The following is a 13,937-nucleotide window of genomic DNA, read 5'->3' on the forward strand; positions in this document are numbered from 1 at the left end:
TCAATAGCAGGAATCCGAAAGGTGATAGGGCATCCACTACAAAAGGAGAGAGCACAATGAGTGGCCCAGAACAGTCGTGTCACACGCCGGTGGACGCGCCGATGACCGTTAGAAGACGTCTGAGCCTGGGCGGCAAGCCCCTCACCCCGACAGAGCTGGAAATTTTGCGCTGGGCCTCGGAAGGCAAGACCGTCTGGGAAATCAGTCAGATCCGGGCAACCTCTGAAGCCACGGTTAAATTCCATCTGCGCAATATCTACGGCAAGCTGGAAGTCACCAACCGCGTACAGGCGATGAATGAGGCCAGCCGACAAGGCTTGTGCTGACGCCACACAAAAAAGGGCCGCGACGCCTATCAGCGTCGCGGCCCTTTTGGGTTATCGGTGGTTTATGCCGAGTGATAGGTCGGCAGGGCAAAGCGGTTCTGGCTTTGCAGCATCGAAATCTGTGGCAGTTCACTGGCTTGTTCGGCCAGGTCGCGGCGGATCGCGCTGATCACCCAGGTCAGTTGGTCAGCGGTATGCAGCTGTTGATACGAGATCGAACGCTTGACCTGTTTGCCTTCGCTGTTGCGCAGGGTCAGCAGGATACCGCCGTCTGGACGTGGCTGAGTGGTGACGTCGTATTGGGAGAATACAGAAGCGAATTTATCTTGGATCAGGCTCATGTCTATCAGCTCCGTTGGCTCAAGTTGGCAAGCATGGAGAGATAGGTGCAGCGATTGTGCCAGTATTGAATATCTTAAAAAGTCGTTATAAATCAATCAGTTAAAAATTTTACAGATTTTCGGTTTCGTGCAATTTGCATGAATGGCCATCGTGCATCCTGCATTTTGCGTTATTCGCGCCAGCAGTTTCAGGTCAGCCTCGAAGATAAAGACCGCCTCGGCGGGGCAAAATTCCTTTTCGGTGGAAGGCCGACTCGGGATACAAAACTTTTCAAATCCCACATGTACAGTCAAAGAATGGCGGGCGTATTTTCCTGCATGGCATTCGGCATCTGCCTACAGGGCTGCCGCTGTCCCTGGATCATACGAAGAATAAGAAAAAGGACGTTGCGCCATGAGCCATCAACAAGACGACATGATCACGTGGGGCAAGCTTTTGCGTAAGGTGCCTGCGATTGTTCGCGGCCTGCCACGCGTGGTGCGCGGCATGCGCGCCGCGAATGTCACCGACCCCGCGCAGCCTTGCGGCCTTGGTTGGCACTTTGAACAGGCTGCGTTGCGCAACCCCGATGGCGCGGCGTTGTTGTATGGCGACAGCGTGCTCAGCTACCGCGAAGCCAACCAGCGCGCCAATCGTATCGCGCATTACCTGCATGAGCAGGGCATCGGCAAGGGTGATGTGGTCGCGCTGTTTATTGAAAATCGCCCGGAGCTGCTCCTCAGCGTCCTGGCCGTGGCCAAGCTGGGGGGCATCTGCGCCATGCTCAACACCGCACAAACCCAGGCGGCGCTGGTGCACAGCCTGAACCTGGTGAACCCGGTGGCGATCGTGGCAGGCGCGGAATTGCTCGACGCCTATGCGGCGGTACGCGATCAAGTGTCGATCGCGGCTGAACGCAGCTGGTTTGTCGCGGATCAATCCTCAACCGTGGTGCCGCAAGGCTACACCGACCTGCTGGCCGCCAGCGCCGACAGCCCGCTGGACAACCCTGCCAGCAGCGGGCACATCTTCTTCAACGACCCGTGCTTCTATATCTACACCTCCGGCACCACCGGTTTGCCCAAGGCCGGCATCATGAAACACGGGCGCTGGACCAAGACGGCGGTGAGTTTCGGCAGCATCGCCCTGGACATGGGGCCGCAAGACGTCCTGTATTGCACCTTGCCGCTGTACCACGCCACCGGCCTGTGTGTGTGCTGGGGCTCGGCGATTATCGGCGCGTCGGGCTTCGCCATCCGGCGTAAATTCAGCGCCAGCCAGTTCTGGGACGATGCGCGCAAATTCAACGCAACCACCCTGGGGTATGTCGGTGAACTGTGCCGCTACCTGCTGGATCAGCCGGCCAGTGCACAGGATCGCGACAATAAAGTCACCAAGATGGTCGGCAATGGCCTGCGCCCCGGTGTCTGGGCGCAGTTCAAGCAGCGTTATGGCGTGGAGCACATCTGCGAGCTGTATGCGGCCAGCGACGGCAACATCGGGTTTACCAATGTGCTGAACTTCGACAACACCATTGGCTTTTGCCTGCAGCATTGGGCGCTGGTGGAGTACGCCCACGAAACCGGCGAGCCGCTGCGAGGCAGCGATGGTTTCCTGCGCAAGGTGCGAACCGGCGGGCAGGGCTTGCTGCTGGCGAGGATCGATGAAAAGTCGCCGTTCGATGGCTACACCGACCCGGAAAAGAACCGCAAGGTGGTGCTCACGGACGTGTTCGAGAAGGGCGACCGCTACTTCAATACCGGCGACTTGTTGCGCAGTATTGGCTTTGGCCATGCGCAATTTGTCGACCGGCTCGGCGATACCTACCGTTGGAAGGGCGAAAACGTCTCCACCACCGAAGTGGAAAACGTGCTGTTGCAGCATCCGCAGATCGCCGAAGTGGTGGCCTATGGCGTCGAGATCGACAACACCAATGGCCGCGCCGGCATGGTTGCCATCACCCCCAGTGAATCCCTGGCAGCTCTGGACATGCGCGAGCTGCTGCAGTTTGCCCACGGCCAGTTGCCGCACTATGCGGTGCCGTTGTTTTTGCGCATCAAGGTCAAGATGGAAACCACCGGCACCTTCAAATACCAGAAGGTCAAGCTCAAGGAGGAAGCCTTCGACCCGGACAAGGCCGGTAACGACCCGGTGTTCGCGTGGCTGCCGGGCTCCGACAGTTATGTACCGGTCACCGGGCAATTGCTGGCGCAGATCCAGGGCGGGCAGTTCCGTTATTGATTCTGGCTATGAATGCTTTTGACAAAAAAGCCATGACAGCGGGGAACTCCCTCGCGACACTGGGCGCCTTATACACATTCCCAGACAAGGAGCTCCCTGCATGTCAGACCAGCCCAAACAAATGACCGACGATGAAGCCGCCGAATTCGCCGAACAGGTTTTCGACGTGGCCCGCAAAGGCGATGCGGCGATGCTGGCTGCGCTGCTGGCCAAAGGCTTGCCGGCCGATTTTCGTAATCACAACGGCGACACCTTGTTGATGCTTGCGGCCTACCATGGCCATGTCGAAGCGGTAAAAGTGTTGCTCGAGTTCAACGCCGATCCGCAGATTGCCAACGACAAGAACCAGTTGCCAATCGCCGGTGCCGCGTTCAAAGGCAATCTGCCGGTGGTCAAGGCGTTGATCGAAGGCGGCGCGCCAGTGGATGCAACCTCACCGGACGGGCGCACAGCGCTGATGCTGGCCGCGATGTTCAACCGCGTTGAAATGGTCGACTACCTGCTCGCTCAAGGCGCCAATCCCAAGGCCACCGATGCCCAGGGCGCGACTGCGCTGGCGGCGGCGCACACCATGGGCGCGGCGGATACGGCGGCGCAGTTGCAGAAACTGGTGTAGGCTACGCGCCCTCAAAAACCAGCCGCCACAGGACCTTCCCATGCACACCGCCCTCGTCGAACTTATCAGTAAAATCAGTGCCGGCGTCATGGGCGAGGAAGAGGTGGTACGCATCGCCACAGAAGCCGCCCAGGCCTATGCGGACCCGGCGGCGTTTCTGACGGCGAACCCGGATATCAACTACGACGACACTTTCCCTATCCCGTTGGGTGAGTGGGTAGTCGTTGGCAGCCTGCCGGACACGGTGCTGTTCCAGGCCGACACCTATGGCGATCTGTTCGCACAGATCGTCGCCTCGTTCGGCCCCGGCGTGGCGTTCAACCTCAAGCCCAAGCAGTTGGCCAAGACCGAGGACCTCGTAGCGCTGAATCGCATTCAGATCCAGATGAGCGCGTTGAGCCCAGAGGATGGTGGCTATGTGCTGCTTAACTTCAGCCAATTGCTTGATGACGAGATCCAGGCGGTGCTGGTGTATGGCAATGACCTGCCGCGCGTGCTGCAACTGTGCGCCGAAGTCGGGATCAAGGCCGAGCCGTCCCTGGAAGCCTTGAAAGTCGCCGTCCACGTCTGAAATAAAACGGAACCCCTGCCAGGGCTGACTATCCTACAAGTGCATGCCCTCACTTAGGAGCGACACCATGGGTTCCACTTTCAACGGTCTTATCGGCCTGATCATCCTGGCGCTGGATATCTGGGCGATCATCAACGTGTTCAAAAGTGGCGCCAGCACCGGCGCTAAAGTGCTGTGGATCCTGCTGATCCTGTTGCTGCCGGTTCTGGGCCTGATCATCTGGGCGATTGCCGGGCCGCGCGGTAACGTGCGGATCTGATCGTTCACTTAATTTGAAGTGAGCACCCTCCCTGTGGGAGCGGGCTTGCCCGCGATGGCGGTGTATCAGTATCAGATGTTTTGACTGACACACTGCAATCGCGGGCAAGCCCGCTCCCACATTGGTTTTCAGCATACTCAGGGTTTTGTGTGTCGAAACTATTCGCTGCACACAATTTTCACATCTTTTCCAAGACAATTCGGCGGTTTTACGGCTCTGCCAAGGCTCTAACTCGGGTGCCATTAAAGGCAGGTCCCGGGCGCACGTTCAGTAATTAATAGCGTTGATGCCGTTGATCGGGCACCATTTGCGCCACCGCGTTAACCGCCTACCCCAGCCAGCCTGGGCGAGGGTCGGACGCCACTGCATTATTTCGAAACTTAAACTTCCAATGGGTCCTAGAAACGACATGGCAAACCCGGACGCCCTGAGTCAGCAGCGAGCTTCTAATCGCTTGCTGCAACCGACCGTCAAATCCCATCTGGCATACACGCTGCTTTGCGCGCTGGTCATGATGGTGATGTTCTCCCTGCTGCGCCTGGCGCTGCTGGTCTACAACCGCGAGATGATCCTCGACACGCCGGCCTCGACCTTCCTCGAAGCCTTCGTCAACGGCACGCGCTTCGATATCCGCTTTGTGATGTATGCACTGGTTCCGCTGCTGCTGGCGTTGTTCAGCGTACGGGCCATGGCGGCGCGTGGGTTCTTCCGTTTTTGGCTGACCGTGGTGTCCAGCATTGCCCTGTTCCTGGGCCTGATGGAGATGGACTTCTACCGCGAATTCCACCAGCGCCTCAACGGCCTGGTGTTCCAGTACGTGAAGGAAGACCCGAAAACCGTGATGAGCATGCTCTGGTACGGTTTCCCGGTGGTGCGCTACCTGCTGGCCTGGGCCGTGGGCACGCTGATCCTGAGCATCGCTTTCAAGGGCGCCGACCGCGCGACGCGCCCACGTGGCCCGTTCAGCGGCGGCACCGTCGGCACTCGCCAGGTGGCGCCGTGGTACAGCCGCATTGCGGTGTTTGTGGTGTGCCTGCTGATCGCCGTGGTCGCCATCCGTGGCACCCTGCGCCAGGGCCCGCCGCTGCGTTGGGGTGATGTCTACACCACCGACTCCAACTTCGCCAACCAGTTGGGCTTGAACGGCACGCTGTCGTTGATCGCTGCGGCCAAGTCGCGCTTCTCCGAAGAGCGCTCGAATATCTGGAAAGCCACGCTGGACCAACCGCTGGCCACCCAGACCGTGCGCGACATGCTGGTGTTGCCGCAAGAGAAACTGGTGGATACCGACACCGCCGCCGTGCGCCGTGACTACACGCCACCGGCCGAGAAAACCCTGCCGATCAAGAACGTCGTGGTGATCCTGATGGAAAGCTTCGCCGGTCACTCGGTCGGCGCACTGGGTCGCCCGGGCAATATCACGCCGTACTTCGACAAACTGTCCAAGGAAGGTTTGCTGTTCGACCGTTTCTTCTCCAACGGCACCCACACCCACCAGGGCATGTTCGCCACCATGGCGTGCTTCCCGAACCTGCCGGGCTTCGAATACCTGATGCAGACCCCGGAAGGCAGTCACAAGCTGTCGGGCCTGCCGCAGTTGCTCAGCGCGCGCAAATTTGACGACGTGTATGTCTACAACGGCGATTTCGCCTGGGACAACCAGTCGGGTTTCTTCAGCAACCAGGGCATGACCAACTTTATCGGGCGCAATGACTTCGTTAACCCGGTGTTCTCCGACCCGACGTGGGGCGTGTCCGACCAGGACATGTTCAACCGTGGCCTGGAAGAGTTGAAGGCCCGCGAAGGCGGCAAGCCGTTCTACGCCCTGCTGCAAACCCTGTCCAACCACACGCCGTATGCGTTGCCGACGCCATTGCCGGTCGAAAAAGTCACCGACCGTGGCAGCCTCAACGAGCATTTGACGGCCATGCGTTACTCCGACTGGGCCCTGGGCCAGTTCTTTGAAAAGGCGCGTAAAGAGCCGTACTTCAAGGAAACCCTGTTCGTGATCGTGGGTGACCACGGTTTTGGTAATGAACAGCAGATCACCGAGATGGACCTGGGCCGCTTCAACGTACCGATGCTGATGATTGCACCGGGTATGCAGGAAAAGTTCGGCGAGCGTGACCACACCGTGGGCACCCAGATCGACATCGTGCCGACCATCATGGGCCGCCTCGGTGGCGACACCTTGCACCAGTGCTGGGGCCGCGACCTGCTGAACCTGCCGGAAGGCGACAAGGGCTTTGGCGTGATCAAGCCGTCGGGCAGCGACCAGACCGTCGCCCTGGTCACTGCGGACCGCATCCTGGTACTGCCTAAAGAGATGCCGCCGAAACTGTGGGAATACGAGCTGGGCGCTAACCCGACCGGTAAGGTGATTCCTGAATCGCCGGACGAAGCCGCGCTGAAGCAGAAACTTGAGTCGTTCCTGCAGACGGCCACCAAGAGCCTGTTGGATAACACCGCCGGTGTGATCGACGGCAAGCCGGACTAATAATCCGGGCATAAAAAAGAGGCCTTCCAGAGGCCTCTTTTTTTGTCCGGATTTTATATCCGGCCGAGCAACAACAGCACCACCAGCACCACCAGCACCACACCGAGAATACCCGACGGGCCATAGCCCCAGTTACGCGAGTGCGGGAACACCGGCAGGCCGCCGACCAGCAGCAGGATCAGGATAATGATCAGAATCAGGCTCATGTTTTTTTCCTTGTGGGCCTTCTGAAAAGACCGGTTGTTTATCGACAGGCCCGTGGGTTTATTTACGGACGCCTTAATAACTCCGACTGCGCTGTTGTGCAGAAAATTCCATAGTTTCTTAAAGCATTTCGCAAACAGGCTTATTTCTTTTAATGCGTTCGCAATGCCGTGCACTTAGTTGAAAAAGATTGAACTTACGCTATAAGCCGCGCTGCTACCCGGTCGGCGGTTTGCCTGAGGCATTCATCAATTGGATGGTGCGTGGGTGCAGGAAAAACCTTCGCTACACTGCCGATCACTTCTTCCGTGAACTACAAGGCTGCTTACCTATGCAAAATCGCATGATGATCACTGGTGCCGGGTCTGGCCTGGGTCGCGAAATCGCGCTGCGCTGGGCGCGCGAGGGTTGGCAGTTGGCCTTGTCGGACGTCAGCGAGCCCGGCTTGCAGGAAACCCTCAAGTTGGTACGCGAGGCCGGTGGCGATGGTTTTATCCAGCGCTGCGACGTGCGTGACTACAGCCAGCTCACCGCCTTTGCCCAGGCATGTGAAGTGAAGCTGGGCGGCATTGATGTGATCGTCAACAATGCGGGTGTCGCCTCGGGTGGGTTCTTTGCCGAGTTGTCCCTGGAAGATTGGGACTGGCAAATTGCGATCAACTTGATGGGCGTGGTCAAGGGCTGCAAGGCGTTCCTGCCGCTGCTGGAAAAGAGCAAGGGCCGGATTATCAACATCGCCTCGATGGCTGCGCTGATGCAGGGGCCGGCGATGAGCAACTACAACGTGGCCAAGGCTGGCGTGGTGGCGTTGTCGGAGAGTTTACTGGTGGAACTCAAGCAGCAGGAAGTCGGTGTGCATGTGGTGTGCCCGTCGTTTTTCCAGACCAACCTGCTGGATTCATTCCGTGGGCCAACGCCTGCGATGAAGGCCCAGGTCGGCAAGTTGCTGGAGAGCTCACCGATTTCGGCGGCGGATATTGCCGATTACATTTATCAGCGGGTGGCGGAAGGGGAGTTCATGATTTTGCCCCACGAGCAGGGGCGTATGGCGTGGGCGTTGAAGCAAAAGAACCCGCAGTTGCTGTATGACGAGATGACGTCGATGGCCGACAAGATGCGCGCCAAGGCGCAGGCAACTAAAGGCTAAGTCAGGGCAGGTGCTGTCACTGTGGCGAGGGAGCTTGCTCCCGCTGGGCTGCGAAGCGGCCCCCGCCTTTTGCTTCAAAGGAGTGGGACTGCTGCGCAGTCCAGCGGGAGCAAGCTCCCTCGCCACAGGTTGTTTATGGGGGCTTGTCTGTCAGCAAAATTACCGGTCTGCGTAGGCCTCGCCTGATTTTACCGCAAGCCATTGCTGCGCCAAATCCAATCACGCATGGTCAAGGTCCTGTCACTCCAAAAGGACAACCGCCATGCTGGTTTTAAGCCGCGCTGTAGGCGAAATCATCTCCATCGGCGATGACATCGCCCTGCACATTCTCGAACTCAACGGTACTCAAGTGAAATTCGGCATCGCCGCCCCGGCGGGTGTGAATGTCCATCGGGCCGAGGTGTATCAGAAGATCCTCGAACGCCAGGCCGCAGAAACCCACGCCGTACCCAACCGCTGACACCTGCTCAGTCAAACAGATGCTTGGGCACGTCGTGCTTGAGCATCAACTGGCATTGCTCGCTTTCCGGGTCAAACACAATCAGGGCCTGGCCCTTGGTCAACGCATGGCGCACGCGCAGTACCCGGGTTTCCAGGGGCGTGTCGTCGCCGTTGTCGGTGCCGTCGCGGGTGACGAAGTCTTCGATGAGGCGGGTCAGGGTGTCGACTTCAAGTGCGTCGTAGGGAATCAGCATACAAGCCTCGGAGGTGGGAACCCGGCGATGCTACTGCGCCGGGGGCCCTTGTTACCAGCAGTTACCATCAGTTACCCGTAGTTGCCGGTGTCAGGACTTCTGACCGACCAGGCTGTCCACCGACGGCACGCGGGTGTCGCTCTCCATTTGCGTTTCGTGCTCGATCTGATGACTGAACCGGTCCAGCGAACCCTGGGCCGGTTGTGCGTCGCTGGCGAATACCGGCGGGCTGAGGATGTACGCGCTCAACAAGCGGCTGAGCGCGGCCAGGCTGTCAATGTGCGTGCGCTCATAGCCATGGGTTGCATCGCAGCCAAACGCCAGCAGCGCGGTGCGAATGTCATGGCCGGCGGTGACCGCCGAGTGGGCGTCGCTGAAGTAATAGCGAAACAGATCGCGACGCACCGGCAATTCATTCTCCGAGGCCAGGCGCAGCAGGTGACGGGACAGGTGATAGTCATATGGCCCGCCGGAATCCTGCATGGCCACACTCACGGCGTGTTCGCTGGAATGCTGGCCGGGCGCGACCGGGGCGATGTCGATGCCGACAAATTCACTGACATCCCAGGGCAGGGCGGCCGCCGCGCCACTGCCGGTTTCTTCGGTGATGGTGAACAGCGGGTGGCAGTCGATCAATAATGGTTCGCCGCTGTCGACAATGGCCTTGAGTGCGGCGAGCAGGGCGGCCACACCGGCTTTATCGTCCAGGTGGCGGGCGCTGATATGCCCACTCTCGGTGAACTCGGGCAGTGGGTCGAACGCTACATAGTCACCGATGCTGATGCCTAACGAGTCGCAATCGGCGCGGGTCGCGCAGTAGGCGTCCAAGCGTAATTCCACGTGGTCCCAGCTCACCGGCATTTCATCCACGGCGGTATTGAACGCATGCCCGGAGGCCATCAGCGGCAACACGCTGCCACGGATTACGCCGTTGTCGGTAAACAGGCTGACGCGGCTGCCTTCGGCAAAACGGCTGGACCAGCAGCCCACCGGAGCGAGCGTCAGGCGGCCGTTGTCCTTGATCGCACGCACGGCGGCGCCGATGGTGTCCAGGTGCGCGGAGACGGCGCGGTCGGGGCTGTTTTTCTGGCCCTTGAGGGTGGCGCGGATGGTGCCGCGCCGGGTCATTTCAAAGGGAATGCCAAGTTCTTCCAGGCGCTCGGCGACATAGCGCACGATGGTGTCGGTAAACCCGGTGGGGCTGGGAATGGCGAGCATTTCCAGCAGCACTTTTTGCAGGTAGTTGAGATCCGGTTCGGGGATGGTTCGGGTCATGGAAACTCCTGATGAGTTGAGGGCGCTTTTTGTGGCGAGGGAGCTTACTCCCGCTGGGCTGCGCAGCAGCCCCAGTCAATTCACCCTGTTCTTTCAGTTAAAGCGCAGTGGCAGGTTTCAGGGCTGCTTCGCAGCCCAGCGGGAGCAAGCTCCCTCGCCACGGGTTGTCAGGCGGTCGGCTGACTGTGCGGAAACAACAGATCCACAAACTTCTCCGCTGTCGGTTGCGGTTCGTGATTAGCCAGCCCGGCGCGTTCGTTGGCTTCGATAAACACGTACTCGGGTTGGTCGGCGGCGGGCACCATCAGGTCCAGGCCGACCATGGGAATGTCCAGTGCACGGGCGGCACGCACGGCGGCGTCCACCAGGGTCGGGTGCAGAATCGCGGTGACATCTTCCAGGCAGCCGCCGGTATGCAGGTTGGCGGTACGGCGCACCGCCAAGGTTTGGCCACGGGGCAAAATGCTGCTGTAGTCATAACCGGCGGCGTGCAGCGTGCGTTGGGTTTCGGCGTCCAGCGGGATTTTGCTTTCGCCGTCGGTGGCCGCCTGGCGGCGACGGCTCTGGGCTTCGATCAAGGCACCGATAGAATGCTGACCATCACCGGTGACCTCGGCAGGCCGCCGAATCGCAGCGGCAACCACCTCAAAACCGATCACCAGGATGCGCAGGTCGAGGCCTTCGTGGAAGCTTTCGAGCAGCACACGGCTGTCAAATTGACGCGCGGTCTCGATGGCTTTTTGCACCTCCTCGATGGTCTGCAGATCCACTGCCACGCCCTGGCCTTGCTCGCCATCCAGCGGCTTGACCACGATGCGCTGATGCTCATCGAGAAACTCCAGGTTGTCGTCGGCGCTGCCGGCCAATTGTTGTGACGGCAACTTCAAACCTGCCGCACTGAGCACCTTGTGGGTCAGGCTCTTGTCCTGGCACAGGGTCATGCTGATGGCGCTGGTCAGGTCGCTCAACGACTCGCGGCAACGCACACGGCGCCCGCCGTGGCTGAGGGTGAACAGGCCGGCGTCGGCGTCATCGACTTGCACATCAATGCCACGTCGATGGGCTTCTTCGACAATGATGCGTGCATACGGGTTAAAGCCTGCCTGCGGGCCGGGGCCGAGAAACAGCGGCTGGTTGATGCCGTTCTTGCGCTTGATCGCAAAGGTGGTCAGCGCCCGGAAACCGAGCTTGGCGTAGAGGCTCTTGGCCTGACGGTTATCGTGCAGCACCGACAGGTCAAGGTAGCTCAGGCCACGGCTCATAAAGTGCTCCACCAAGTGGCGCACCAGCACCTCACCCACGCCTGGGCGCGTGCATTGCGGGTCGACCGCCAGGCACCACAGACTGCAACCGTTTTCCGGGTCGTGGAAGGCTTTTTGATGGTTCAGGCCCATCACGCTGCCGATCACCGCGCCACTGTCTTCATCCTCGGCCAGCCAATACACCGGGCCGCCTTGGTGGCGGGGTGTCAGGCGCTCGGCGTCGACGGGCAGCATGCCACGGCCTTGATACAGCTGGTTGACCGCCTGCCAATCGGCCTCGCTCTGCACCCGGCGAATGCGAAAGCCGCGAAATACCCGGGTAGCGGGGCGGTAATCGCTGAACCACAGGCGCAAGGTGTCGGAGGGGTCGAGGAACAATTGCTGCGGGTCAATCCCGAGGATCTGCTGGGGCGCTGCCACGTACAGCGCAATGTCGCGCTCGCCCGCCTGCTCATTGAGCAGTTCCTGCGCCAGGCTGGCCGGGTCGGGGAAGGTGTGCCCGATCAACAATCGGCCCCAGCCGCAATGCACGGCGATCGGCTCGGCGGCCAGTGGGCTGCCGTCTTCGGCCAGGCGCGCCTGCAGGCGTTCGTAAGTCGGCGCCTGGCCCTTGAGCAAGCGTTGGCTGTAAGCCGCTGCAAGAGGTTTCATCAATCAGATTCCTTGTTCGCTGAGCCACAGGTTCAGCGCCGCCAGTTGCCACAGTTTGGAGCCGCGCAGCGGCGTCAGTTGGCCTTGCGGGTCGGTCAGCAGGCGGTCGAGCATGGCCGGGTTGAACAGGCCGCGATCCTGGCTTGGGTCCATCAGCAAATCGCGCACCCAGTTCAAGGTGTCGCCTTGCAAATGCTTGAGGCCCGGCACCGGGAAGTAGCCTTTTTTGCGGTCGATGACTTCGCTGGGGATGACTCGGCGCGCGGCTTCTTTGAGCACCTGCTTGCCGCCATCGGGCAATTTGAATTTGCCCGGCACGCGGGCCGACAGTTCCACCAGGCGATAGTCCAGGAACGGCGTGCGCGCCTCCAGGCCCCAGGCCATGGTCATGTTGTCGACACGTTTGACCGGGTCGTCCACCAGCATCACGGTGCTGTCCAGGCGCAAGGCCTTGTCCACGGCGGCATCGGCGCCTGGCATAGCAAAATGTTCGCGCACAAAGTCGCCGGCGGCGTCATTGGCGGTCAGCCATTTGGGCGCGACGGTGGCGGCGTAGTCGTCGTAGCTGCGGTCAAAAAAAGCGTCGCGGTAGGCGGCATACGGGTCGCTGGCGCCGTCCACCTGCGGGTACCAGTGGTAGCCGGCGAACAACTCGTCGGCGCCCTGGCCGCTCTGCACCACTTTGCAATGCTTGGCCACTTCCCGCGATAGCAGGTAGAAGGCGATGCAGTCATGGCTGACCATCGGCTCGCTCATGGCGCGGAAGGCTGCCGGCAGTTGCTCGATGATTTCGCTTTCGGCGATGCGCAATTGGTGGTGACGGGTGCCGTAGTGCTTGGCGATCAGGTCCGAGTATTGAAACTCGTTGCCAGCCTCGCCGCCGGCATCTTCAAAGCCGATGGAGAAGGTCGACAAGTCCTGCACGCCGACTTCACGCAGCAGGCCCACGAGCATGCTCGAATCGACACCGCCGGAGAGCAGCACGCCGACATCCACGGCGGCACGTTGGCGGATCGCCACGGCTTCGCGGGTGCTGTCGAGCACGCGGTCGGTCCAGTCTTCGAGGCTGAGGTTTTTCTCATCCTCGTGCGGGCCGTAGGGCAGCGTCCACCAGGTTTTCTGCTCGGTGTCGCCGTTGGCGTCGATGCGCATCCAGCTTGCCGGCGGCAGTTTTTCGATGCCTGCCAGCAAGGTGCGCGGTGCAGGCACCACGGCATGGAAGTTGAGGTAGTGGTTGAGTGCGACCGGGTCAAGAATCGGGTTGATATCGCCGCCCTTGAGCAGTGCCGGCAGCGCTGAGGCAAAACGCAGGCGCTGGCCGGTGCGCGACAGGTACAGCGGCTTCACGCCCAGACGGTCACGGGCGATAAACAGGCGCTGGGCGTCACGCTCCCAGATGGCAAAGGCAAACATGCCATTGAGCTTGGGCAGCAAGGCTTCGCCCCAGGCGTGATAGCCCTTGAGCAGCACTTCGGTGTCACCGCCGGAATAGAAGGCGTAGCCCAGGGCTTCCAGCTCTTCACGCAATTCCGGGAAATTATAAATTGCACCATTGAACGCCAGGGACAGCCCCAACTGGGCGTCGACCATCGGTTGGGCGGAGCCGTCCGACAGGTCCATGATTTTCAGGCGGCGGTGGCCCAGGGCAATCGGCCCTTGGGCATGGAAGCCCCAGGCGTCTGGGCCTCGGGGCGCAAGGTGATGGGTGATGCGTTCCACGGCTGCCAGGTCGGCAGGTTGATGATCAAAGCGTAACTCGCCAGCTAATCCACACATAAATTCCTTACCGGTTTTTCCGTTGGGGAGGGCAATACTCAATACGCCCGACAGGGCGCGTACCCAGAAACTGACCCAGTGCTATGCGTGGAGTTT

The 13,937-nt window shown here is 60.4% G+C and carries 14 protein-coding genes; 8 read left to right on the forward strand and 6 right to left on the reverse strand.

The features are described 5' to 3' along the window. Positions 1–56 precede the first annotated feature (56 nt). Positions 57–326, forward strand: a complete 270-nt coding sequence (locus QF043_RS07835; RefSeq protein WP_307418048.1) for a response regulator transcription factor — start codon at positions 57–59, stop codon at positions 324–326. A 62-nt stretch (positions 327–388) separates the two neighbouring features. On the opposite strand, the gene QF043_RS07840 is transcribed toward QF043_RS07835, so the two are convergent. Then, the gene (locus QF043_RS07840) at positions 389–667 is read right to left on the reverse strand and encodes a DUF3509 domain-containing protein (protein ID WP_016970113.1); all 279 of its coding nucleotides are present in this window, start codon (positions 665–667) and stop codon (positions 389–391) included. 394 nt (positions 668–1,061) lie between these two features. Here QF043_RS07840 and QF043_RS07845 point away from each other — a divergent pair, with 394 nt between their 5' ends. The 5 genes from QF043_RS07845 (at position 1,062) to QF043_RS07865 (ending at position 6,831) form a co-directional block, all read left to right on the forward strand. Then, on the forward strand, positions 1,062–2,888 hold the full coding sequence (locus tag QF043_RS07845; RefSeq protein WP_307418049.1) for a long-chain-acyl-CoA synthetase: 1,827 nt from the start codon (positions 1,062–1,064) through the stop codon (positions 2,886–2,888). A gap of 100 nt (positions 2,889–2,988) precedes the next feature. Next, positions 2,989–3,504 carry an ankyrin repeat domain-containing protein gene (locus QF043_RS07850; RefSeq protein WP_307418050.1) on the forward strand — a complete coding sequence of 172 codons (516 nt, stop codon included), beginning with the start codon at positions 2,989–2,991 and terminating at the stop codon, positions 3,502–3,504. A 40-nt stretch (positions 3,505–3,544) separates the two neighbouring features. Beyond that, the gene (locus QF043_RS07855; RefSeq protein WP_307418051.1) at positions 3,545–4,075 is read left to right on the forward strand and encodes a hypothetical protein; all 531 of its coding nucleotides are present in this window, start codon (positions 3,545–3,547) and stop codon (positions 4,073–4,075) included. A 67-nt stretch (positions 4,076–4,142) separates the two neighbouring features. Further along, the gene (locus QF043_RS07860) at positions 4,143–4,334 is read left to right on the forward strand and encodes a PLDc N-terminal domain-containing protein (RefSeq protein WP_003172956.1); all 192 of its coding nucleotides are present in this window, start codon (positions 4,143–4,145) and stop codon (positions 4,332–4,334) included. A 409-nt stretch (positions 4,335–4,743) separates the two neighbouring features. Beyond that, positions 4,744–6,831: an LTA synthase family protein gene (locus QF043_RS07865; RefSeq protein ID WP_307418052.1), complete on the forward strand. Its 2,088-nt coding sequence runs from the start codon at positions 4,744–4,746 to the stop codon at positions 6,829–6,831. Positions 6,832–6,884: 53 nt separating this feature from the next. On the opposite strand, the gene QF043_RS07870 is transcribed toward QF043_RS07865, so the two are convergent. Then, a complete protein-coding gene (locus QF043_RS07870; RefSeq protein ID WP_003236711.1) occupies positions 6,885–7,037 on the reverse strand; it encodes a DUF3309 family protein in 153 nt (50 codons plus the stop codon). Between the two features lie 329 nt (positions 7,038–7,366). Between QF043_RS07870 and QF043_RS07875 the strand changes: the two genes are divergently transcribed. Together QF043_RS07875 and csrA are read left to right on the forward strand one after the other, a co-directional pair. Continuing rightward, positions 7,367–8,182, forward strand: a complete 816-nt coding sequence (locus QF043_RS07875; RefSeq protein WP_307418053.1) for an SDR family oxidoreductase — start codon at positions 7,367–7,369, stop codon at positions 8,180–8,182. Between the two features lie 262 nt (positions 8,183–8,444). After that, entirely contained in the window at positions 8,445–8,642 is a 198-nt protein-coding gene (gene csrA / locus QF043_RS07880) for a carbon storage regulator CsrA (protein WP_056861131.1), read from the forward strand. A 7-nt stretch (positions 8,643–8,649) separates the two neighbouring features. Here csrA and QF043_RS07885 read toward each other — a convergent pair whose 3' ends face one another. The 4 genes from QF043_RS07885 to QF043_RS07900 all read right to left on the reverse strand — a co-directional run bounded on the left by QF043_RS07885 (position 8,650) and on the right by QF043_RS07900 (position 13,841). Then, positions 8,650–8,877: a YheU family protein gene (locus QF043_RS07885; protein WP_056861132.1), complete on the reverse strand. Its 228-nt coding sequence runs from the start codon at positions 8,875–8,877 to the stop codon at positions 8,650–8,652. A 90-nt stretch (positions 8,878–8,967) separates the two neighbouring features. Then, on the reverse strand, positions 8,968–10,152 hold the full coding sequence (locus QF043_RS07890) for an osmoprotectant NAGGN system M42 family peptidase (RefSeq protein ID WP_056861133.1): 1,185 nt from the start codon (positions 10,150–10,152) through the stop codon (positions 8,968–8,970). Positions 10,153–10,319: 167 nt separating this feature from the next. Continuing rightward, positions 10,320–12,065: an N-acetylglutaminylglutamine synthetase gene (ngg, locus tag QF043_RS07895; RefSeq protein WP_056861134.1), complete on the reverse strand. Its 1,746-nt coding sequence runs from the start codon at positions 12,063–12,065 to the stop codon at positions 10,320–10,322. 3 nt (positions 12,066–12,068) lie between these two features. Further along, positions 12,069–13,841, reverse strand: a complete 1,773-nt coding sequence (locus tag QF043_RS07900) for an N-acetylglutaminylglutamine amidotransferase (protein ID WP_307418055.1) — start codon at positions 13,839–13,841, stop codon at positions 12,069–12,071. Between the last annotated feature and the right edge of the window lie 96 nt (positions 13,842–13,937).

It is taken from the genome of Pseudomonas sp. W3I7, assembly GCF_030816095.1.
Taxonomy (GTDB): Bacteria; Pseudomonadota; Gammaproteobacteria; order Pseudomonadales; family Pseudomonadaceae; genus Aquipseudomonas; species Aquipseudomonas salomonii.